Below are 19,667 nucleotides of genomic sequence, written 5' to 3' on the forward strand. Positions count from 1 at the left end.
GTCAATTTCGGCTTCCCGCCGTCGAAAAGATAAAAAATTGGGCCTTTCGACTTATGGCATATCAAGGCGTGAGATGAGGCGGGCGCCTATTGGCGCGGCCGCCGCCGCCCGCCGCGACCCGGGGTGTCTCGGTGGGCGCCCATCCTGTCCGGGCGGCATCGCGTTCACGGTCCCCCGCGGCCGTCATTCCCCGGTCTGCAGCAGCGACCCTTGGCGGCGGGCGCTTTTCAACAGCGCCAGGAAGGCGACCGTCGCGACCGCGAACACCACGATATTGAGGCCGAGCGCCCACAGCATCAGGTCGGCCCGGAACACGTGGTCGATCATCAGGGCCCGCATGCCTTCGAACACGTAGGTCGGCGGCAGTGCCCAGGCGACCGCCTGCAGGGGCGCCGGCAGGACCGCCACCGGATAGTAGACGCAGGCCAGCGGCAGCAGCAGGAACATGATGGTCCAGGCGAGGTTCTCGGCGCCGAGCCCGTTGCGCAGCAGGACCCCGGACACGAAGATGCCGACCGCCCAGCTCGTCAGGATCAGATTGGCGAAGAAGGCCGCGAGCGCGAGGCCGAGCCCCCACAGGTTGAAGCCGAAGAAGGCGATCGCCAGCAGCGACACCGGCACCAGGCCGATCGCCAGCCGAACCAGGCTCATGATCATCAGGGCGATGACGAACTCCACCGGCCGCAACGGGCTCATCATCAGGTTGGCGAGGTTGCGCGACCACATCTCCTCGAGGAACGACACCGAGAAGCCGAGCTGGCCGCGGAACAGGATGTCCCACAGCAGCACGGCGCCCAGGAAGGTGCCGCCGGCGCGGGCGAAAAACCCGTCGGTCTGCGCCACATAGGTCTGCAGGAAGCCCCACATCAGCATCTGCACGGCGGGCCAGTAGACGAGGTCGAGCAGCCGCGGCCAGGACGAGCGCAGCAGGTACCAGTAGCGCTCCACCATGGCGCCGATCCGCCGCGCCGACAGGTCCCACTCGCTGCCGCTCATTGGGCGGCCTCGCGCGCCTCTGAGCGCCCGCGGGCGACGTCGAGAAAGACCTCCTCGAGGGTGCTGCGGCCATAATGGGCGAGCAGGGCGGCCGGAGTGCCGTCGTTCTCGATGACGCCGCGTTTCATGATGATGACCCGGTCGCACAGCCGCTCGACCTCGCCCATGTTGTGCGAGGCGAGCAGGATGGTGGCGCCGCGGGTCGCGCGGTAGCGCTCCAGCCGGGCGCGGATCCAGTCCGCCGTGTCGGGGTCGAGCGAGGCGGTGGGCTCGTCGAGCAGCAGCACCTCGGGGCGGTTGAGCAGCGCCTTGGCGAGCGCCACCCGGGTCTTCTGGCCGGACGAGAGCTTGCCGGTCGGCCGGTCGAGCAGGGCGACGAGGTCGAGCTCCTCGGCCAGCCGGGCGATCCGCCCGGCAATGTCCTCGACGCCGTAGAGCCGGCTGAACACCGTGAGGTTCTGCCGCACGGTCAGCCGCAGCGGCATCTCCACATAGGGGCTCTCGAAGTTCATCCGGTGCAGCACCCGGTAGCGCTGGCGCGGCATCTCGGCGCCCAGCACCCGGATGGTGCCGGAGGTCGGCATCACCAGGCCCATGATCATGGCGATGGTGGTGGTCTTGCCGGCGCCGTTGCCGCCGAGCAGGCCGGTGACCGAGCCTTGCGGCAGCGAAAAGGTGACACCGGCCACCGCGGCGCCGCTCTTGTAGATCTTCACGAGCCGGTCGGCGGCGATGGCGGGAGCGTCGGTCACGGGGGTGCCTGTCATGGGTCCCGCGAATGTAGGGGGATGCTCGCCCGGTGCAAGGGCGCTGCCGGCAGGGCGGCCGCGCGGCGCGGCCCCACGCGCCGTCCGAATCCGGCGCCGGCGCCGATGGCCGCAGGCGGAGAAGTTCCGCCGGCTTCTGCCGGACCCCGCCGGTAAAATCGCTGGCCGAGGAGCGGAGTTGCCCACATTCCGCCGCGACCATGCTACAGGGGACGCCTCCGATGTGCGAGAGTGGCCGGTGGCCGCGGCCGAGCGCCAAATCGAGGCGCCACGCGGCCGACTCTATCACCGACCGATCACACCGGAGCACGACAAGGGGGAGCCGATGACCGGCGACAGGATACGCCGCCCGTACGAGCCGCGGCGCGGCCAGGATGCGCGCCAGGCGGCCGAGCAGGCCTTCAAGGCGGTGACTGCCAAGACGGTGCCGGCGCCGCCGCCGCTGCCGAAGACGCCGGTCATCCCGGGCGTCCGCGAGCAGGTCACCCTGCGGATCGACCAGGACGTGCTGGAACGATTCCGCGAGACCGGTCCGGGATGGCAGGACCGAATCAACGAAGCGCTTCGCAAGGCGCTCGACAAGTAGCCACCACCAACCGCCAGTCCGGAGCAGCAACCATGAGCGATCGACCCAAGGACCGCCAGGACGGCAACAAGGCAGGGATGCCGAGCTACGAGCGCGAGGCCCAGGCCCTGCGCGAGAAGACCGAGCGGCTGCGCGCTTTGCGGCTCGCCCGCGACGGCGCCGAAACGGTGGCCCCTGCCGCCTCGGGCGCCGGCGGGCCCGCCAAGGCGCGCGGCGGCAAGGCGCCGGCCCGCGGCAAGTCCGCCAAGGCGAGCGGCAGCCTGTCGGACTGGCTGAAGACCCAGCAGGACCAGGGCCGGCGGAGCTGAGCGGCTTGGCCGCCGGACTGCGCTGGCGGGCGCGTCACGTCGGCGCGCCACGGCTGTCCGTGGTGCCGCGATCCTGTACAATGCCAGCATGACCATGCCGACGACCGCGTTCGATCCCGACGACGACGAGCCTTCCCGTCGGGTGCGCCTCGACACTTTGGTGCGGCTGCGCTGGATCGCGGTGTTCGGCCAGCTTGCCGCCGTGCTGATCGTCCACGACAGCCTGGTCGACGAAGCGCTGTTCTGGGTCGCCTTCGTCGTCGTCACCCTCTACGGCTCGCTCAACGTCTTCCTGCTGTGGCGCTTCCGAGGCGACGCGCGGCTGCAGCCGGACGGCGTCGCGCTGCTGCTCGGCATCGACATCGCCGAGCTCGGTGTGCTGCTGTTCCTCACCGGTGGCCTGCAGAACCCCTTCGCGCTCCTGTTCATCGGCCCGGTGCTGATCTCGGCCAGCATCCTGTCGGCGCGGCTGACGCTGCTGCTCGGCATGCTGGCGATCTCGACGGCGACGCTGTTGATGTTCGTCTTTTTCCCGCTGCCCTGGCCGGGCGAGGGGACGTTCGAGCTGCCGTGGATCTACGTGTTCGGGGTGTGGCTCGCGATCGCCCTGGCGATCGGCTACATCAGCGTCTATGCGGGCCAGATCACCGAAGAATCGCGAAAGCTGACCCAGGCGCTGGCCGCGACCGAGCTGGTGCTGGCCCGCGAGCAGCACCTCTCGCAGCTCGACGGGCTGGCCGCCGCCGCCGCGCACGAGCTCGGCACGCCGCTCGCCACCATTCTCCTGGTCGCCAAGGAGCTGGAGCGCGAGCTCGATCCGAAGTCTCCCATGCTGGAGGACATCCGGCTGCTGCGCCAGCAGGCCCAGCGCTGCCGCGAGATCCTCGGCAAGCTGTCCGAGTTCCCGGAGCCGGGCGAGATGTTCGTCCGGATGCCGATCTCGGCCCTGGTCGAGGACGTGGTGGCGCCGCACCGCGGCGGCGAGGCGGCCATCGAGGTGGTGATGCCGTCCGAGGGCGGGCCGGAGCCGATCGGCTCGCGCAACCCGGCGATCCTCTACGGCCTCGGCAATCTGGTCGAGAACGCCGCCGACTTCGCCCGCGAGCGGGTCGAGGTGGCGGTCTCCTGGAATGCCGAGTCGGTGTGGATCATGATCAGCGACGACGGGCCGGGCTTCCCGCCCGAGATCATGGACCGGCTCGGCAAGCCCTATGTCACCAGCCGGCGCGGCCGCCGCAAGGGCGAGGATTCGCCCGGCCTCGGGCTCGGCTTCTTCATCGCCAAGACCCTGCTGGAGCGCTCCGGCGGCAAGCTGACCCTGCAGAACCGCCAGTTCCCGCAGCGCGGCGCCATCATCCGGGTGCACTGGGACCGCTCCGAGTTCGAGCGTCCGCCGGCGCCCCTGTGGAGCGGCTCCGCGGCGGACGATCCGCTCGAAGCCGAGGCGGAGGCGCCGCGCCCTTGAGGCGGCGCCTCCGCGTCATTACCTGAAGGGCGCCGCAAGGTGCGACATCTGGTCCGGCGCATTTCGGCCGCGGACCGGGCAGCTTCCTGTCTCGGTCCGGCGCCGTCAGCCGACCGCCAGCAAAGGTTTTTCGCGATGGTGGATGCCGTCACTTCGTCCGAGACCGCGACCTCCGGGACCGCGCCCGAGCGTTCGCTGCTCATCGTCGAGGACGACAAGTCGTTCCTGCAGCGCCTCGCCCGCGCCATGGAATCGCGGGGCTTCACCGTGACGACCGCCGAGACGGTCGCCGACGGCCTGCAGCACGTCGAGCGCCAGCCGCCCGCTTTCGCGGTGGTCGACATGCGGCTCGGCGACGGCAACGGGCTCGACGTCATCTCGGCGCTGAAGAAGCGCCGGCCCGACGCGCGCGGCATCGTGCTCACCGGCTACGGCAACATCGCCACCGCCGTGACGGCCGTGAAGCTCGGTGCCTTCGACTACATGTCGAAGCCGGCCGACGCCGACGAGGTCGCCGCCGCGCTCCTGGCCGGCGACGGCAAGAAGCCGGAGCCCCCCGAAAACCCGATGTCGGCCGACCGGGTGCGCTGGGAGCACATCCAGCGGGTCTACGAATTGTGCGGCCGCAACGTCTCCGAGACGGCCCGCCGTCTCAACATGCACCGCCGCACCCTGCAGCGGATTCTTGCGAAGCGCGCGCCGAAGTGACTCTCCCGAGAGGTCATTCCGGCGCGCGCTGAAAGCGCGAACCCCGAATCCAGCCCAGCCCTCGGAGCGAAAGGCTGGATTCCGAGTCCGGCGCGTTGCGCCGGCCCGGAATGACGACCAACCCATCATCCGGATTGCGTGTCAGCGCCGGCAGATCCCCCGCAGCGCCGCCCATTGGGCGTCGTCGAGCAGCGCCGGGCCGGCGACGGGCCGGTCGCCGTCGAGCGCGCGCAGCGCCGCCAGCCGCTCTTCGCTGAGCGGATGGCTCAGCAGCAGGCTGATCTGCTTGCCGGTTCCCTCGCCGGTCACCCGCAGCAGGAAAGCCGCCATCGGCGCCGCCGGCCGGCCGAGCGCCGCCATGATGCGGGCCGAGTCGAGGTCGGCGGCGCGCTCGGCCTCGCGCGAGTGGGAGCCGTCGACCAAAAGGCGCGTGGCGAAGATGACGGCGGACCCGCCGGTGACGTCGCCGAACAAGAGGCCGAGCAGATAGGAGCTGCCGCCCGTCTGGATCATGGCGCGCAAGCCGTCGCGGGCCCGCACATGGCCGATCTCGTGCGCCAGCACGCCGGCGACCTCGTCGGGATCGCGGGCGATCTGCAACAGCCCGTCGAACAGATAGATGCGGCCGCCCGGCAGCGTGATGGCGTTCTTGACGGGTGAGCGCAGCACGGCGATGCGGACCGGGCCGGGCAGCCCGGCGACCCCGGCGAGCCGCGCCGAGAGGGCATCGAGCGCGGCCACACCATCCGCCCGGCCGCAGACCTCGGCGCCGAACAGGCTCTTGACCTGGTTGTCGCTGGCGGCACCGAGCCGCTGCTCGAACGAGTCCGGGATCAGCGGCACCAGCCGGTCGGCGAGATGCGGCAGCAGGATCCAGGAGGTGGCGACGAGCGACACCGCGACGGCGAGCGAGCCGAGCACGATCTTCAGGCGCAGGCGCGAGCGGCGCGGGTCGGCGGCGTCGATGTCCGGGGCCAGCCGCGTGATCGCGGCGGCGAGCGCCGGGTCGGCGATCTCCAGCCGCGCCAGCTCGGGCGCCGACACGCAGCCGATCCGGGTCGCGGCGCCGCCGTCGCGGTGCCTGAGGTCCGCGTAGGGCCAGGTGCCCACCCGGACTCCGTCCTCGACGATCTCCAGTGCGCCGGCGCCGAACCGCAGCATCACCACGCGTCGTCGTGCCGTGGCGCCGTCCCAGAAGACCGCCGGTCCGCCGGACGGGGGGAGTTCCGGCACGGGTCAGACCGCCCCGACGTCGAGCGCGTCGGCGAGGCCTTCGCCCAGGCTGCCGGCGGCGGCGCCCGCCGCCTTGACGTGGTCGAGCGCCGAGGCGCCGACCACGGTGGTCGACTGGACGACGGCAGCCCACACGCCGCGGTCGACGAAGACGCGCTTGATGATGCCGAAGCCGACGAGGACGAGGAGATAGATCACCGCCGTCACGGTGATGGCGGCGAGCTGGCCCGGCGCCGTGCCGGTGCCGAGCCCCTCGAACTGGTCCTTCATCACCACGGCGGCGGTGCCGAAGAGGACGCCGCCGGCCGAGCCGATCAGGCTGGAGATGCCGAGCGCCGCGGCGTAGCAGCCGAGCACGGTCCGCCGCCGCAGGGTCGAGTGCAGCGAGACCGGCCCGAACCGCACGCCCTCGAGCCGCCAACGCAGCTCGGTGGCGCGGAACAGCGGCCAGAGCGGCACGAGAAGGAGAAGGGCCAGCATGACGGCGAGGGCGGACAGCCCGGCCACCGCCTCGGTGGAGAGCTCGCCCAGCACCCGCTCGCTCTGCAGGCCGACCAGCGCCGCGCCGGAGGCTCCGATCGCGACCATGACGACGAGCCACATCCAGATGCCGCGCAGAAACAGCCGGCCGCCGGTGCCGACGAAGTCGCCGGCGAGATCGCCGAAATGGGTGCGACGCATCCGGTAGCGTTCCAGCGCGGCAGCCCGCCACGGATAGGCGAGGCCGAGCGTCAGCACGGTGGCGAGATCCCAGATCGCGGCGCGGCCCGCATAGGCGAAGCCCGATCCGGTCATCCAGAAGCGCAGGCCGCGCAACGCCGTGCGGCTCAGGCGGTAGCGCCGCGCCCGGAACGCCGCGTAGTGGCCGAACACATAGAGCACCAGCAGCAGCGGGACGCTGGCGAACGCCTCGGCCTCCTCGGCGGCGATGCCGGCCAGGAAATAGAGGACGTAGAGGGGCGCCAGCACGGCGAGCGCGGTGAGGAAGCCGACCAGGAGCTCGCGCGCCGTGCCGGTGTACTCCAAGGTGTCCGGACCCAGCCGGGTGTTGCGCCACAGATGGCGACGGATGTCGGTGACCAGCCAGAAGCGATAGAAGCCGACGGTCACGAGCTGCAGCAGGCCGCCGGCCAGCACCAGGCTGAAGAAGTCGCCGCGCACGCCCGTGAAGGTGAGCGGCACGGCCTCGGCCGCTGGGGTCGCCGGGGCCGTTGCGGTCGTCTCGGGGTCGCGCACCAACGTGACGGTATCCATCGTCTCGCTCCGTCTCACGATCTGTCCATAAGATGATACCGCACAGCGCCGTCGCCATGAACGGACGGCGGTCGCTGCGATCGATCCGACCCGGGCGGTGACGTCATCCCTCGAAGAAGCGGCCTTGCGGATCCGCGGCCGCCTGCAGGCGAAGTGCCGCGGCGCGCGCGAAGGCGAGCGTCATGCTCTTGCGGGTGGCGCCATGCAGCCGGTGCTCCGGCGCGTCGCGCAGCAGCGCGGCGCCAAAGCTGTCGGCGACGATCAGGCCGGCATCCTCGGGGAAAATCTCGGCCGGCACGTGCGGCGCGGTGGCGAAGAACAGCCGGTCGCAGTGCAGCCGGTAGTCCGGCCATTTTCGGTCGGCGCGAAGATCGTCGATCGAGGATTTGATCTCGACGATCCACACCGTGCCCTCGCCGCCGAGCGCCACCAGATCGGCCCGCCGCCCGGAGGCGAGCGGCAGCTCGCACACGCAGGCGAAGCCGAGCGAGAGCAGCAGGCGCTGGGTGCCGCGGGCGACGGCGAGCGCGATCGCCGACTGGCGGCCGTCGGGCGGGAGAATCGGGAGCGGGGCGAACGACATGGCGCGACCATGCCACGCCGCCGCGAGGCCGGGAACCCGGCTGTATGCGGGGTGCGCGGGAGGGCCGGGTCACGGGGCCTCCGGCCGTCCGGTGCACCAGCGCACGATCTGGCTGTGCGGCACCACGCCGTCGATGCGGCCGGTCTCGATCAGGTTGAGGTGCTTGGCGCTGCCGTCGCGCAGCATGCCGCAGGCGATCGACAGCGCATCCACCAGGGTGCCGGCGATCTCGCGCTGCAGGGTGACTCCGGCCGACGGCTTGTAGATCAGGGTGAAGTGCCGAGGCGGCGCGGCCGGCGACGCGATGGCGCGCGGCGCGATCTGCGACACGGCCGGCGCAGCGGCGGTTGCGGTCGATGGGGCGGGTGGTGCGCTGCGGTCGGACGAGCGGGACATCGGCTTGGGCACTCCAGGACGGGACGAGGACATCCCGCCGGCGAACCTTTAAGGGCGTGTCCAGGCCGCTTCTGTGATGAAGGTCACGCGGGCGCGCCGCCGTGCGGTTCGTGATGCCGCGGCGCAGTATCCGACCGCGCCGGCCACGCCTGGCGAGACCGCGCGGATGCGCCCGCGTGTTTCGACGTCGCCCCCGGGAGGTGGTCTATATAACAACGACGACGGCCACGGAGGACCGATGGGCGGGTCGCGGAGCCGTTTCCGCGAAGCGGGCGTCGGCTTCATGGTTCTCGGTCTTTCGCCCGGCGGACGGTTGCCGGCGGCGCTTGCCGCAGCCTGCTCCGCCTCTCTTGCCGGGGTTCGGGGCAGGGTCGGCGGGCGTCCGAACGCGCGAATGTCGGCGACCCATTGCTCCGTGTGCAGCCCTGCCCGGGCGGGATCGCGGATCGCGCGGGTGCGGACTTTCCGCTAAGGCAACAACTGGCGCAACGCGGGTTCAGGAGAGCCGCATGTTTTCCCCGGACGGCGTGACGACGAGTGTGGCGTTTCCGATTCCCGACACCATGAAGGCCTGGGTGCTGGACGGTCCGGGCGAGCTGAGGGCCACGACCAAGCCGGTGCCGGTGCCGCAGCGCGCCGAGGTGCTGCTGCGCATCGACGCCGTCGCCATCTGCCCGAGCGACATCGACAACATCTGGTACGGCTGGCCCGCCGTCGTCGACGGCGGCAAGCCGTTCAACAAGAACTGGACGCCCGGCCACGAATACATGGGCACCGTGGTGGCGCTCGGCCCCGCCGTCGACGAGTTCGCCATCGGCGATCGCGTCGCGGTGGAGATCCACGCGGGCTGCGGCCAGTGCAAGCGATGCCGACAGGGTCTCTACACGGCGTGCCTGAACTACGGCAACCGCGCCAAGGGCCATCGGGCCAACGGCTTCACCACCGACGGCGGCTTCTGCGAGTACCAGGTGAACCACGTCAACACCATGGCCAAGCTCTCGGACGACATCTCCGACGAGCTCGGGACCCTGGTGGTGACGGCCGGCACCGCCATGTATGCGCTGACCGAGATCGGCGGCCTGATCGCCGGCGAGAGCCTGGTGGTGATCGGCGAGGGGCCGATCGGTCTGTTCGTGGCGGCGGTCGGCAAGGCGCTCGGCGCGTCGCCCGTGGTGGTCACCGGCCTGTCGCCGCAGCGGCTGGCGATCGCCAAGTCTCTCGGCGCCGACCACGTGATCGACGTGCGCGAGCAGGATGCGGTCGTGGCCGTGCGCGAGATCGTCGGCCCGGCGGGGGCGGACTACGTGGTGGAATGCTCCGGCGCCCCGGTCGCCATCAACCAGGCGATCGCCATGGCGAGCCGCGGCGGCCGTGTCTGCCTCGCGGCTTTTCCGGCCGAGGCGACCAGCATCGATGTCGGCCGGCTGGTGCGCGACAACATCGCGCTGTTCGGCATCAGGGGCGAGGGCAAGCGCGCCGTGCACCGCGCCTGCGCGCTGCTGCGCGACAAGAAGTTCGATCCCAGCCCGCTGCACACCCACACCTTCGCGCTCGATGATCTTCCCACCGCGCTCCGCACCGCCAAGGACAAGCTCGACGGCGCCATCAAGGTGGTGGTCAAGGCCCGCGGCGTCGCCGCCGGCCGCGTGGCGGCGGAGTAGGGCGGGGCGAACGGGAAGAAGGCAGTCTTTACCGCCCACCGGACGACGGCGACGGAATCGATCGCCGTCGTCCGGTGGGCTGTCGTTTGGCCCTCACTGGCCGACAAAGTGTTTTACACTATATATCACTTTTGCCAGGATGCAGGCAGGAGTGCGGTGCCATGAAACCAGCCGGACAGATGACCCTCACGCTCACGGCGGAGCTGGAGCAGTTCGTCCGCGACGAAGTGCGGCGTGGCGCCTTCGCATCGAGCAGCGAGTACATCCGCGAGCTGGTGCGCGAACGCTACATGAAGGAACGCGATCGTGCCGCCAAGCTGCAGGCCATCGATGCGGCGCTGGTGCGGGGCATCGCGGACGCCGAGGCGGGCCGCACGGTGCCACTCGAACGGGCGTTCAAAACGCTTCGCGCCGAATTGGGCCTGCCTGATCAGAAGCCCGACGAATGAAGGTCGTCGTCACCGAGGCGGCCTTCGCGGATCTTCTCGAGATCGGGCGGGCGATTGGGCAAGACAACACGGCCCGTGCCGAGACGTTTGTCGGCGAGCTGTACGATCGGTGCCGGCAACTCGGGGCGATGCCGCGGGCATTCCCGCTGCTGCCCGAATGGGAGGAACGCGGCGTGCGGCGTCGGACCTGCGGGAATTATCTGATCTTTTACCGAATCGACGCCGACCAGGTTCAAGTTCTTCACATCCTGCATGGCGCCCGCGACTACGCGCCCGTGCTGTTCCCTGACGAGTGACGGCGGTGCCGGAGGACTGCTTCGCTGGTCGTGCCCACGCTTGCAGCCAAGCTTGCACAGGTTGCATAGACTTGCCTGCGGGCCTTCCCGCCTTGTACCCGAGACTGAAGCAAGACCGTTGATGGCCGGCACAAGCCAGCCATCACCAGACGTCATCGTTCGGGAGAATCTCATGACCGCCGACGACCGCTACGACAAAGGGATGGCTGCGCGCAGATCCGTGCTGGGCGACGCCTGGGTCGACCGCTCGCTCGCCAAGCGCAATGCCTTCAACACCGAGTTCCAGGAGATGATCACCCGCATCGTCTGGGGCGAGATCTGGACCCGGCCGGGGCTCGACCAGAAGACGCGGCGCTGCATGGTGCTCGCCACCATGATCGCGCTCGGCCGCTGGGAGGAGTTCAAGCTGCATGTGCGGGCCGGCCTCGCCGGCGGCCTCACGGTCGAGGAGATCAAGGAGATCATCCTGCAGTCGACATTGTATTGCGGGGTGCCGGCGGGCAATCATGCGGTCGGCGAGGCCGAGAGCATTCTGCGCGAGCTCGGCCTCCTCGACGGCGCCGCCCCCGCCTGAGGCGTCGCTCCGCATTCCCCGCCGCCCCCCGCCCGACCAAGGATCCTCGATGCGACAGGACGTGATCGACCGCCAGGTGGCCGCCATGAAGGCGGCCGGCCTCGATGCCATCTGCGCGTGCTCCCCCGAGAACTTCGCCTATGTGACGGGGTTCCTGTCGCCGACCCAGCCCTTGATGCGTTGGCGGCACGCGATGGCGATCGTCACGGCGGACGGCGGCGTCTCGCTGGTCGTGGTCGACATGGAGGCGAGCACCATCCGGGCCAAGGCGCCCGGCACCGAGATCGCGGTGTGGAAGGAGTTCTCGTTCGACGCCATGGCGGTGCTGGCGGAGGCGCTGACCAAGCACGGGCTCGCCGGAGCGCGGATCGGGCTCGAGCTCGACTATCTGCCGGCCGCCGACCATGCCGACCTCGCCGCCCGCCTGCCGGGCGCGAGCTTTGCGCCGGCCCAGGCGCTGCTGGCGCGGCTGCGCCAGCTCAAGACGCCGGGCGAGATCGAGGTCTTGAGAAAGCTCTCGCGCATCGCCGACCGGGCCATCACCGAGGCCTATCACGCCGTCGGGGCCGGCAAGACCGAGATGGATCTGGCCGCGGCGCTGACCCGCGGCGTCTACGAGCAGGGCGCCGAGTACTTCAAGCTGATGATCGTCGCCACCGGCGAGCGCAGCGTGTTTCCCAATGTCGGTCCGACCGAGCGGGTGCTGAAGCGCGGCGACGTCTGCCGGGTCGAGATCTTTCCGATGATCGGCGGCTACCACGCCGGCGTCTGCCGCACCGCCGCCGTTGAAACAGCGCCGCCCGAAGCCGAGCGCATCTGGGCGAACCTGACGGCGTGCAAGCACATGCTGCTGGAGGCGATCCGGCCGGGCGCCTCGAGCCGCGCCGTCTACGAGCGCTATCTCGGCATGACGGAGGCGCTGAAGCTGCCGCGCATCTCCTTCATCGGCCACGGCATCGGCCTTCATTTGCACGAGGACCCGTATCTCGGCCCGACCGCCGACCAGGCGCTCGAGGCCGGCATGGTGCTCGGCATCGAGCCGCTGATCTACGAGACCGGCTTCGGCTTCGGCATGCAGAACAAGGACATGGTGCTGGTCACCGAGACCGGCTGCGAGCTTATGTCCGACTGGTCGAACACCGACCAGTTGCTGGTGATCGGGTGACGGGCGGTCTCGGAGTCGATCTGAATGAACACCTCGGCTCCGTCATTCCGGGGCGCCGCGAAGCGGCGAGCCCGGAATCCATAACCCCTGTCCGTGAGTATGGATTCCGGGCTCGCGGGCGTTCAGCCCGCGCCCCGGAATGACCGAGACCGGATCGATCGGCCTGCGCCTCACACCGCGGCGATCGCCTCGACCTCGAGCAGGAAATTCGGGTTGGCGAGGCCGCGCAGCACGCACAGGGTCGAGGCCGGCGGGTTCGGGCCGAACCAGTCGCGCAGGATGGTGCGCGCCTTCGCCACGTCGTGCGCGTTGCACACGTAGATCGTCACCTTGGTGACGTCGGCGAAGGTGGCGCCGCCGGCCTTCAGCGCCTTCTCCAGATTGGTCATCACCAGCTTGCTCTGCGCCGTGAAGTCGTCGGGCGGCAGCACCTGGCCGGACGGGTCGGCGGCGACCTGGCCGGCGCAGAACACCAGCCGGGTCGCGCCCTCGACGCTGACCACGTGGGAATAGTTGGCGAACGGCGCGTGCAGATCCGTCGGTGAGGTGCGGGTGATCTTGGCCATTGGACGTTCTCCCTGGTGACGGTTCGTTCTCGGGTTCTTGTGCGGGTCTCGCCCCGGGCGGCCCGGCCGTCGCCGAAACTCGTCCGGTCGGGCTGCCGGACTAGGTAACTGCCCTGAATTGTGTCCCGGTGGAAAATAGATTTCGAATATGCGCCGCCAAAAAGTGTGCCGTCATGACTCCTTCCGACGACAGTCCAGTGCGCCGGCCCCATTGCGTCGTCTGCGGCGCGCGAATGCAATTTGCCCGCAGTGTGCCGCGGCTCGGTGCCAACCCGGCGCTCGTGTCCTACGAATGCAAGCGCTGCGGTCACGTGGTCACCCGGCCGGAGGACGAGCCGCAGCAGCGGCTCGAGTGACCCGCGCCCGGCTGGGCGCCGGCGCAGCCTGCCTCAGAACGATATGTTCGCCCCCTTGATGATCGGGCCCCATTTCTCCACCTCGGCGGCCGTGAAGGTCGCGAGGTCCTGCGGGGTGCCGCCGGCCGCCAGCACGCCGAGCTGATCGAACATCCGCTTGGCCGTGTCGGTCTCCAGGAACGCATTGGTGGCCGCGTTGAGCTTCTCGACCACGGCGGGCGGCGTCCCGGTCGGGGCCAGCAGGGCGTACCAGACGGCGGCCTCGAAGCCGGGCAGGCCGGACTCGGCGGCGGTCGGCACGTCGGGCAGGCCGCTCCATCGCTTGCTGCTCGCGATGGCGAGCGCCTTGAGCTTGCCCTCCTTCACGTTAGGCACATAGGCCGCCATCGAATCCATGCCGACATCGATGTGGCCGCCCAGGAGGTCGGTCATGATCGGCACGCTGCCGCGATACTGGGCCTGGCCGAGCTTGATGTCGCCGCGGGCCATCAGCAACAGCCCGGTGATGTGGCCGAGCGTGCCGTTGCCCGGGAAGCCGCCCGTGATCTTGTCGGGGTTTGCCTTGGCCAGTGCGATCAGCTCGGTGAGCGTGCTCGCCTGGAGCTGCGGCCGCGCCACCACGATCACGGGCGAGCGTCCGATCAGGACGATCGGGGTGAGGTCCTTCTGCGGATCGTAGCTCATGTCCTTGTACATGAGCTTGTTGGTCGCCGCCTGGCCGGTGGTCGCGAGCAGAATCGTGTAGCCGTCCGGGGCCGCCTTGGCGACCATGGCGGCGCCGATATTGCCGCCGGCGCCGCTGCGGTTGTCGATGACGAAGGACTGGCCGAACGTGCGGCCGAGATGCTCGACCAGCGCGCGGCCGATCACGTCCGACGTGGTGCCGGCCGCGAAGGGAACCACCAGGGTCACGGCGCGGCTCGGCCACTCCTGGGCGGAGCCGGGCGTGGCGCCGCCGGCGAGGGCGACGGCGAGCCCGAGGGCGGCGATCAGACGGAAACGCATGAAGCCTCCATGATGCGACCGGCGGGCCGCGCGCTCGGGAGTGACGCGGCGCAGGCCGTCGGCTGACGCCACGCCCGGCGGCATCTGCCGGGAGCAAGCCGTGCGCGACGGTGCCGATTGGAGCCGAAGCAGCCCCCGCTGTCGAGCCGTCCCGTCGGCCGGCCGGTCCGATCCGGGGCGCACCGGCCTCCGCGAGCCGGTTTGGCGGACGCTTCGCGACGTTCGGGCCGGCACACATGGTCGTTCAATTATCGCAACAGAATATCGCGGTGCGGAACAACGTCCCGCCGATCGGAAGGGCGGTCGCGACGGTGTGCCGGAAGACCCTCTCGGCGGATTAGTCCGCCGCTTTCGCGGTCTATCAGATGCGACCGGCGCTTGTGATTTGCGCCGACCTGATCCATAGGAGATCCGATGTCGACGGGCGCGCTCCACGCAATCGTCGGCATCGCACCGCTGCGGCCGGGACTTTCGCCCGCCCCCGACCGGACCCGCCACGGCGTCGACGATCCCGAGCCGCCCGGCCGAGCCCGCCGGGCATCCCTGGTGAAAGGGCCATGGCGCATTTCCGCCTGCGGCCGTCGTTGAACAGGAGAGCGCATCCCGATGCCGCGAATTTCAGGATCGCAGCCCGGCGACGGCGTCCAGGCCGTGGTGTTCGCATTGCAGATTCTCGAACATCTGGCGCAGCGCCGCTCCACCGTCGGGGTCACGGATCTGGCGCGCGTGTTCGGCACCACCAAGAGCCGTATCTATCGTCACCTGCAGACCCTGATGTCGGCCGGCTACGTGATCCAGGAGACCGAGACCGAGCGCTATCGCACCGGCGGCCGGCTGATCGCGCTCGGCCGGGTGGTCAGCGAGAATTTCGAGCTGATGAGCGCCGCCCGCACCGTGATGGAGGAGCTGCGCGACCGGCTCGGCCATGCCGTCACGCTCTCCGAGGTCGAGCTCGCCGGCCTGCGGGTGCTGACCACCATCGCCGGGACGCAGCCGTTCGAGATCGGCGTCAAGCCCGGCTCGCTGCTGCCGGCGCACGCGACCGCCCAGGGCAAGCTGCTGCTCGCCTTCGGCCCCGATTCGCCGCGCGAGAAGCTGCTGCGCAAGACCCTGCCGGCCAACACGCCGCACACCATCACCAACCCGACGGTGCTGCGCGAAGAGCTCAAGCAGGTCAAGAAGCAGGGCTGGGCGACGGCGCCGAGCCAGGCGGTGGTCGGCGTCAACGCGCTCGCCGCGCCGATTCTCGACGCCACCGGCGGCTTCGTCGGCACGGTGGCCATCGTCGATCTGATTCAGTTCGTGCCGGCGCGGCCGACGCCCGAGCAGATCCGCCGCATCGTCGAGGCGGGCCGGCGCATCTCGGCGAATATCGGTTTTCGCGGGGCGAGCTGAAGCCCGTAGGGCGCAATGAGCGAAGCGAATTGCGCCGCACCGAGACGACAGCAGCCCGTGGAACGAGCCGCCCGCGGCCGCACCTTTGCGGTGCAATTCGCCTGCGCTCATTGCACCCTACTGCGCTCACATTCGCCGGCCGGTCTGCGCCGGACGGGACGCCGGCGATGTGCCAAAATAATCGGACGTCCGCGCTCACCAAGCGTAACGCACCACGCCCTTGCCGGCGTAGCTGCGCGTCACGTTGGAGAACTCGCCCTCGAAGGTGGCCGCGGTGGACCAGCCGTTCAGCCACTTCACGTCGGCGGAGGCGGTGACGAGGGCGGAGTCGGAGGCCTGCGCCGCGCCGTTGACGACGAAGCTCGCGCCGGGCAGAGCCTGGAAGGTCGCGCCGATCCCGCGGTCGGGATTGAAATCATGGGCCCAGGCCGCACGCGCGCGCAGGGTCAGGATCGCGGCATCCATGAGGTAGGATTTGTCGGTGCGGACGCCGAGCTCGCTGCGGCTGTCGGTCACGCTCTTGGCGCCGTAACCGAGCGCGAAGGTGTTGGCGCCGGACACGACGGACTCCGTGTAGGACGGCAGGTCGAACGTCGTGAACTGGCCGGCGGCATAGGGTGTGATGCCGACCCCGCCCGCGACGGGCGCGAGGAACCGATAGCCGCTTTCGACCCGGCCGGACCAGGCATTGGCGGTGAACCGGGCTCGCAGACGATCGGTGCCGGCGATGGTCACGGTCCGATCGGTGGTGATGTCCTGCCAACCGTAAGCCAGCGCCCCGGACAGATAGGCGGCCCCGACCGTGTGACGGACGAACGCGCCCGCCTGGAACAGATCGGAGCTGCCGTTGCCGTTGTTGGCCACGCTGTAATTGGTGCCGCCGCCGGCCAGAGCGAAGCCCGCGATCGTAAACGGCGAGAAGCGGTAGTCGAGGCCGACGACCGTTCCGTAGATGCGCGAGGTGGCGGTGTTGGAGCCGACGCCCGCGTTGCCGTCGGTGGTCTGCGAGCCGCCGAAGCCGGCGGCCCAGACGCTCCAGCGGCTCAACGGCACGGCTGCGGGAACCGCCTTGGTGTACATCGCCGCCAGCGGATTGTTCGCGTTGCGAGTGGCCGCATAGGCCATCGCCTCCTCGTCGGCGTATCCGAGCGCGCCGCCCCCCGGGCTCACCGTCCCGTCGCGCCCGGCGATGAAGGGATCGGTCATCACGCCCATAAACTGCGTCATGGCGCCGAACGTCGTCTGTTGCGATCCGGTCCCGGTCTCGCCGGCGGCTTGCGACAGGCCGTTCGCGGACAGATTGGCGTAGACAGCGGCAATTCCGCCCGTGGTGTTGAAGAAGTTGGTCAACGCGTTGCCGACATTCTGTTGGTTGGCGTTGAGGCCGCCGGGAATGGCGAAATTCAGAATCAGGTCGAGATACGCATTGTTGGCGTCGTAGCTCAGCGTCGAATGCAGATTGGTCGGCGTATTGATGCCGCTCACCGCGCCGAAGGTGCCGCTGATCCCGCCGGCGGCCGTGAGGATGGTGTAGTGCCTCTGCACATAGGCGCCCGGCGCGAACGTCGCACCCACGGTGGCGCCCCCCAGCGTCGCCGTGCCGGTGACGGTCGCGAACGAGGCCGTGGTCGGATTGACCTGCACCAGATATTGCGAGCCGGCCTGGAAGGTGAGATTGCCGCCGATCGCCATGGACGAGCCCGGCGTGCCGTTGCCCGGCGCGAACGTTCCGCTGATGGTGGCGTTGGCTCCGGTCACGGTGCCGGCGCCGCTCAGGGAGCCGAATGTCCTGTCGAAGCCGTTCAGGTCCAGCGTCGCGCCGGATGCGACCCCGAATACGGTGCTGGCCCCGAACGCGCCGGCCGATCCGGCCCGCAACGTACCGCCGTTGACGATGGTCTCGCCGGTGTAGGTGTTGGTCCCCGAAAGCAACAGGGTGCCGGTATCGGCCTTGACCAGACTGCCGGCCGACGCGCCGTTCGAGATGACCCCTTGGATCGTGGTCGTGGTGCCCGGCGCGATGGCGAACGTGGACAAGCCGGCGATCGAGAACAGCCGGGTATTTGCAAACGTCGCCGTAGAGGTGACGGCAAATGTGGCGCCGTCCCAAATCGCGACGCGGTTGGCGGCATTGCCGAGATTGCCGGTTCCCGCGACGGCCAGCGTGCCGGCCGTGATGTTGACGTTGCCGATAAACGTATTGGCCGCCGACAACACCAGCGTGCCCGAACCGGTCTTGTTGATGGCGGTATTGATGCCGCCGGTCGTCAATCCGGTGCCGCCGATCGTGTTGCCATAAGTCACGGTCCCGCCGGACACCCCGATATTGGCCGTGACGCCGCTCAGGAATATGCCGGCACCCTGTGCGGTGCCCGCCGCGCCGGCTGACCCGTTGAACGAGCTCGGCCCCTGGCCGACACCGGAGCTGCCGCCGGCGCCGCCCACGACGGCGGCGCCGGAAATCGGCGTATCCAGAATGGTCAGGGTGCCGCCGGTGGCGACATAGATGGCGCCGCCCTGTGCGCTGCCGCCGGCGCCGCCGGCGCCGCCGTCCGATCCAGGGCCTTGGCTGCCGTTATTATTGGTCACGCCGTCGCCGCCGTTGCCACCGTTGCCACCGCTGGCATTGCCGGCGCCGCCGGAGTTGTTCGTCGTGTAGTTCGTACTGCTGTTGGTTCCAGAGCCACCACCGCCGCCGCCGCCGGCGCCAAAGGATCCTCCCGCAGTGCCGTTCGTCCCCTGGCCGCCGGCGTGCCCGCCGGTGCCGCCGGCCCCGCCGCCGCCGCTGGCGCCGCCGTTATTGGCCGCACCGCCGGTGCCGCCATTGCCGCCATTGATCGGATCGGCCGCCGTGTTCTGCGCGCTGCCGCCGGTGCCGCCGGTGCCGCCGGTGGCGGTGCTGCCTGTGAATGTGACTGCAGACAGGACGACGTTGGCGCCGCTGCCGACCATCAAGCCGCCGCCTGCACCCAGACCGCCGCCGCCGCCGCCGCCCGAACCGTAGGACAGGCCGGCGCTGTAGTATCCGGCCTGCCCGTTCTGGCCGTTGCCGCCAAGTGCCGCGGTGTTGGTGATGGCCAGGTTCGCAATCGTGACGGTCAGCGCGTTGGCGCCGTTGACCTGGATGCCTTGAAACGACGAGGCACCGTTGATGGTCTGGCCGTTGCCGGTGATGTTGACGCTGACGTTGGCGTTGCTCGCCTGAAGCTGCGCCAGCGAGCTCGCCAAGGTGAAGCCGGCGGTGATATTGATGCTGACGGTCGAGCCCGCACCGGCCGCAGCCACAGCGGCCACCGCAGTGTTCCAGTCGGTCTGGTTTGCGACGTCGATCGCCATCGCCTGCGTGGCAAACAGGCTGCCGGCGCCGATGATGGCCCCCGCAAGCCATCGCGACGGGCGTCGCGCCGCGACGACCGGAACGAGCGCCGTGCTCTGGAGCAGCCGGCCATTATGCCGGCGCACGCAGTTCGAAGGAGCGGGACCGATCGCATCGAAAATCGCAGCGCAAGGACCGGAAGACCGCATTTTGTACCTGTCAAGCCGCAGAAATCATCAGAAACGTCTCATTTGCAATCAGCCATAAATATTTCGCTCGTTCCACGGTAGATTGCTGGGTCCCGGGGCGCTCAACTCTCATTCTCGGGACCCGTTGCCGATTGGTGACATCCAGCAGTTGCGCGCACGACGACCGACGCCTGCATTCGCCATGGCCAGACTTGAATTTGGCGGCTGCCGGCGGAGACGACGAGATTTGGGCTAGCCATCGGCAATGGACTTGCGTCGGCCGGGAGCGTGGTGTCCGGTTCGGGTCAGATGCGGACCCGTCGACGGCTGCTACGGGATGCACACATCGCTTGCCATGCATGAGAGCGTCATGCGCGGGCTCGACCCGCGCATCCATCGA

General features: G+C 69.7%; 20 protein-coding genes. 11 read left to right on the forward strand and 9 right to left on the reverse strand.

All coding sequences use genetic code 11. From position 1 onward, the window contains the following. Positions 1 to 183 precede the first annotated feature (183 nt). Entirely contained in the window at positions 184 to 996 is an 813-nt protein-coding gene (locus HXX10_RS12785) for an ABC transporter permease (RefSeq protein WP_296522646.1), read from the reverse strand. After that, on the reverse strand, positions 993 to 1,763 hold the full coding sequence (locus HXX10_RS12790) for an ABC transporter ATP-binding protein (RefSeq protein ID WP_296522647.1): 771 nt from the start codon (positions 1,761 to 1,763) through the stop codon (positions 993 to 995). The genes HXX10_RS12785 and HXX10_RS12790 overlap by 4 nt, the downstream gene beginning before the upstream one ends. A gap of 325 nt (positions 1,764 to 2,088) precedes the next feature. Between HXX10_RS12790 and HXX10_RS12795 the strand changes: the two genes are divergently transcribed. From HXX10_RS12795 to HXX10_RS12810, 4 genes are all read left to right on the forward strand, one after another. Further along, positions 2,089 to 2,349, forward strand: a complete 261-nt coding sequence (locus tag HXX10_RS12795) for a BrnA antitoxin family protein (protein WP_296522727.1) — start codon at positions 2,089 to 2,091, stop codon at positions 2,347 to 2,349. A gap of 32 nt (positions 2,350 to 2,381) precedes the next feature. Continuing rightward, a complete protein-coding gene (locus HXX10_RS12800) occupies positions 2,382 to 2,657 on the forward strand; it encodes a hypothetical protein (RefSeq protein WP_296522649.1) in 276 nt (91 codons plus the stop codon). Positions 2,658 to 2,745: 88 nt separating this feature from the next. Further along, positions 2,746 to 4,122: an ActS/PrrB/RegB family redox-sensitive histidine kinase gene (locus HXX10_RS12805; RefSeq protein ID WP_296522651.1), complete on the forward strand. Its 1,377-nt coding sequence runs from the start codon at positions 2,746 to 2,748 to the stop codon at positions 4,120 to 4,122. Between the two features lie 135 nt (positions 4,123 to 4,257). Continuing rightward, on the forward strand, positions 4,258 to 4,830 hold the full coding sequence (locus tag HXX10_RS12810; protein WP_296522653.1) for an ActR/PrrA/RegA family redox response regulator transcription factor: 573 nt from the start codon (positions 4,258 to 4,260) through the stop codon (positions 4,828 to 4,830). A 141-nt stretch (positions 4,831 to 4,971) separates the two neighbouring features. On the opposite strand, the gene HXX10_RS12815 is transcribed toward HXX10_RS12810, so the two are convergent. From HXX10_RS12815 to HXX10_RS12830, 4 genes are all read right to left on the reverse strand, one after another. Beyond that, positions 4,972 to 6,063 carry a M48 family metallopeptidase gene (locus HXX10_RS12815; protein ID WP_296522654.1) on the reverse strand — a complete coding sequence of 364 codons (1,092 nt, stop codon included), beginning with the start codon at positions 6,061 to 6,063 and terminating at the stop codon, positions 4,972 to 4,974. Positions 6,064 to 6,066: 3 nt separating this feature from the next. Then, positions 6,067 to 7,317 carry a DUF898 family protein gene (locus HXX10_RS12820; RefSeq protein ID WP_296522655.1) on the reverse strand — a complete coding sequence of 417 codons (1,251 nt, stop codon included), beginning with the start codon at positions 7,315 to 7,317 and terminating at the stop codon, positions 6,067 to 6,069. 103 nt (positions 7,318 to 7,420) lie between these two features. After that, positions 7,421 to 7,900 carry an MmcB family DNA repair protein gene (locus HXX10_RS12825; protein WP_296522656.1) on the reverse strand — a complete coding sequence of 160 codons (480 nt, stop codon included), beginning with the start codon at positions 7,898 to 7,900 and terminating at the stop codon, positions 7,421 to 7,423. A gap of 69 nt (positions 7,901 to 7,969) precedes the next feature. Beyond that, positions 7,970 to 8,296: a hypothetical protein gene (locus HXX10_RS12830; RefSeq protein WP_296522657.1), complete on the reverse strand. Its 327-nt coding sequence runs from the start codon at positions 8,294 to 8,296 to the stop codon at positions 7,970 to 7,972. A gap of 509 nt (positions 8,297 to 8,805) precedes the next feature. On the opposite strand from HXX10_RS12830, the gene HXX10_RS12835 reads away from it, so the two are divergent. From HXX10_RS12835 to HXX10_RS12855, 5 genes are all read left to right on the forward strand, one after another. Then, entirely contained in the window at positions 8,806 to 9,957 is a 1,152-nt protein-coding gene (locus HXX10_RS12835) for a zinc-binding dehydrogenase (RefSeq protein WP_296522658.1), read from the forward strand. A gap of 161 nt (positions 9,958 to 10,118) precedes the next feature. Continuing rightward, entirely contained in the window at positions 10,119 to 10,406 is a 288-nt protein-coding gene (locus HXX10_RS12840; protein ID WP_296522659.1) for a type II toxin-antitoxin system ParD family antitoxin, read from the forward strand. Continuing rightward, on the forward strand, positions 10,403 to 10,702 hold the full coding sequence (locus HXX10_RS12845) for a type II toxin-antitoxin system RelE/ParE family toxin (RefSeq protein ID WP_296522661.1): 300 nt from the start codon (positions 10,403 to 10,405) through the stop codon (positions 10,700 to 10,702). The genes HXX10_RS12840 and HXX10_RS12845 overlap by 4 nt, the downstream gene beginning before the upstream one ends. Positions 10,703 to 10,874: 172 nt before the next feature. Beyond that, entirely contained in the window at positions 10,875 to 11,276 is a 402-nt protein-coding gene (locus HXX10_RS12850) for a carboxymuconolactone decarboxylase family protein (protein ID WP_296522663.1), read from the forward strand. Between the two features lie 49 nt (positions 11,277 to 11,325). Further along, on the forward strand, positions 11,326 to 12,441 hold the full coding sequence (locus HXX10_RS12855; RefSeq protein WP_296522665.1) for a Xaa-Pro peptidase family protein: 1,116 nt from the start codon (positions 11,326 to 11,328) through the stop codon (positions 12,439 to 12,441). Between the two features lie 170 nt (positions 12,442 to 12,611). On the opposite strand, the gene HXX10_RS12860 is transcribed toward HXX10_RS12855, so the two are convergent. Then, positions 12,612 to 13,007, reverse strand: coding sequence for a RidA family protein (locus tag HXX10_RS12860; RefSeq protein WP_296522667.1), 396 nt, complete (start codon positions 13,005 to 13,007; stop codon positions 12,612 to 12,614). Between the two features lie 173 nt (positions 13,008 to 13,180). On the opposite strand from HXX10_RS12860, the gene HXX10_RS12865 reads away from it, so the two are divergent. Next, complete coding sequence (locus HXX10_RS12865) at positions 13,181 to 13,363, forward strand: hypothetical protein (protein ID WP_296522668.1); 183 nt, start codon at positions 13,181 to 13,183, stop codon at positions 13,361 to 13,363. Positions 13,364 to 13,396: 33 nt separating this feature from the next. Here the strand turns inward: HXX10_RS12865 and HXX10_RS12870 are convergent, their stop codons facing one another. Then, a complete protein-coding gene (locus HXX10_RS12870) occupies positions 13,397 to 14,368 on the reverse strand; it encodes a tripartite tricarboxylate transporter substrate binding protein (RefSeq protein WP_296522670.1) in 972 nt (323 codons plus the stop codon). 606 nt (positions 14,369 to 14,974) lie between these two features. Between HXX10_RS12870 and HXX10_RS12875 the strand changes: the two genes are divergently transcribed. Then, positions 14,975 to 15,763 carry an IclR family transcriptional regulator gene (locus tag HXX10_RS12875; RefSeq protein WP_296522671.1) on the forward strand — a complete coding sequence of 263 codons (789 nt, stop codon included), beginning with the start codon at positions 14,975 to 14,977 and terminating at the stop codon, positions 15,761 to 15,763. A 195-nt stretch (positions 15,764 to 15,958) separates the two neighbouring features. Here HXX10_RS12875 and HXX10_RS12880 read toward each other — a convergent pair whose 3' ends face one another. Next, positions 15,959 to 19,225, reverse strand: a complete 3,267-nt coding sequence (locus HXX10_RS12880; RefSeq protein WP_296522673.1) for an autotransporter domain-containing protein — start codon at positions 19,223 to 19,225, stop codon at positions 15,959 to 15,961. Positions 19,226 to 19,667: the final 442 nt, after the last annotated feature.

It is taken from the genome of Rhodoplanes sp. (genome assembly GCF_013377085.1).
Taxonomy (GTDB): domain Bacteria; phylum Pseudomonadota; class Alphaproteobacteria; order Rhizobiales; family Xanthobacteraceae; genus Rhodoplanes.

Coding starts and splice junctions, on each gene's coding strand:
- HXX10_RS12835 (WP_296522658.1), top strand. CDS start 8,806: ATGTTTTCCCCGGACGGCGTGACGACGAGTGTGGCGTTTCCGATTCCC.
- HXX10_RS12840 (WP_296522659.1), top strand. CDS start 10,119: ATGAAACCAGCCGGACAGATGACCCTCACGCTCACGGCGGAGCTGGAG.
- HXX10_RS12795 (WP_296522727.1), top strand. CDS start 2,089: ATGACCGGCGACAGGATACGCCGCCCGTACGAGCCGCGGCGCGGCCAG.
- HXX10_RS12865 (WP_296522668.1), top strand. CDS start 13,181: ATGACTCCTTCCGACGACAGTCCAGTGCGCCGGCCCCATTGCGTCGTC.
- HXX10_RS12875 (WP_296522671.1), top strand. CDS start 14,975: ATGCCGCGAATTTCAGGATCGCAGCCCGGCGACGGCGTCCAGGCCGTG.
- HXX10_RS12860 (WP_296522667.1), bottom strand. CDS start 13,007: ATGGCCAAGATCACCCGCACCTCACCGACGGATCTGCACGCGCCGTTC.
- HXX10_RS12805 (WP_296522651.1), top strand. CDS start 2,746: ATGACCATGCCGACGACCGCGTTCGATCCCGACGACGACGAGCCTTCC.
- HXX10_RS12790 (WP_296522647.1), bottom strand. CDS start 1,763: ATGACAGGCACCCCCGTGACCGACGCTCCCGCCATCGCCGCCGACCGG.
- HXX10_RS12850 (WP_296522663.1), top strand. CDS start 10,875: ATGACCGCCGACGACCGCTACGACAAAGGGATGGCTGCGCGCAGATCC.
- HXX10_RS12785 (WP_296522646.1), bottom strand. CDS start 996: ATGAGCGGCAGCGAGTGGGACCTGTCGGCGCGGCGGATCGGCGCCATG.
- HXX10_RS12845 (WP_296522661.1), top strand. CDS start 10,403: ATGAAGGTCGTCGTCACCGAGGCGGCCTTCGCGGATCTTCTCGAGATC.
- HXX10_RS12830 (WP_296522657.1), bottom strand. CDS start 8,296: ATGTCCCGCTCGTCCGACCGCAGCGCACCACCCGCCCCATCGACCGCA.
- HXX10_RS12825 (WP_296522656.1), bottom strand. CDS start 7,900: ATGTCGTTCGCCCCGCTCCCGATTCTCCCGCCCGACGGCCGCCAGTCG.
- HXX10_RS12820 (WP_296522655.1), bottom strand. CDS start 7,317: ATGGATACCGTCACGTTGGTGCGCGACCCCGAGACGACCGCAACGGCC.
- HXX10_RS12870 (WP_296522670.1), bottom strand. CDS start 14,368: ATGCGTTTCCGTCTGATCGCCGCCCTCGGGCTCGCCGTCGCCCTCGCC.
- HXX10_RS12855 (WP_296522665.1), top strand. CDS start 11,326: ATGCGACAGGACGTGATCGACCGCCAGGTGGCCGCCATGAAGGCGGCC.
- HXX10_RS12810 (WP_296522653.1), top strand. CDS start 4,258: ATGGTGGATGCCGTCACTTCGTCCGAGACCGCGACCTCCGGGACCGCG.
- HXX10_RS12800 (WP_296522649.1), top strand. CDS start 2,382: ATGAGCGATCGACCCAAGGACCGCCAGGACGGCAACAAGGCAGGGATG.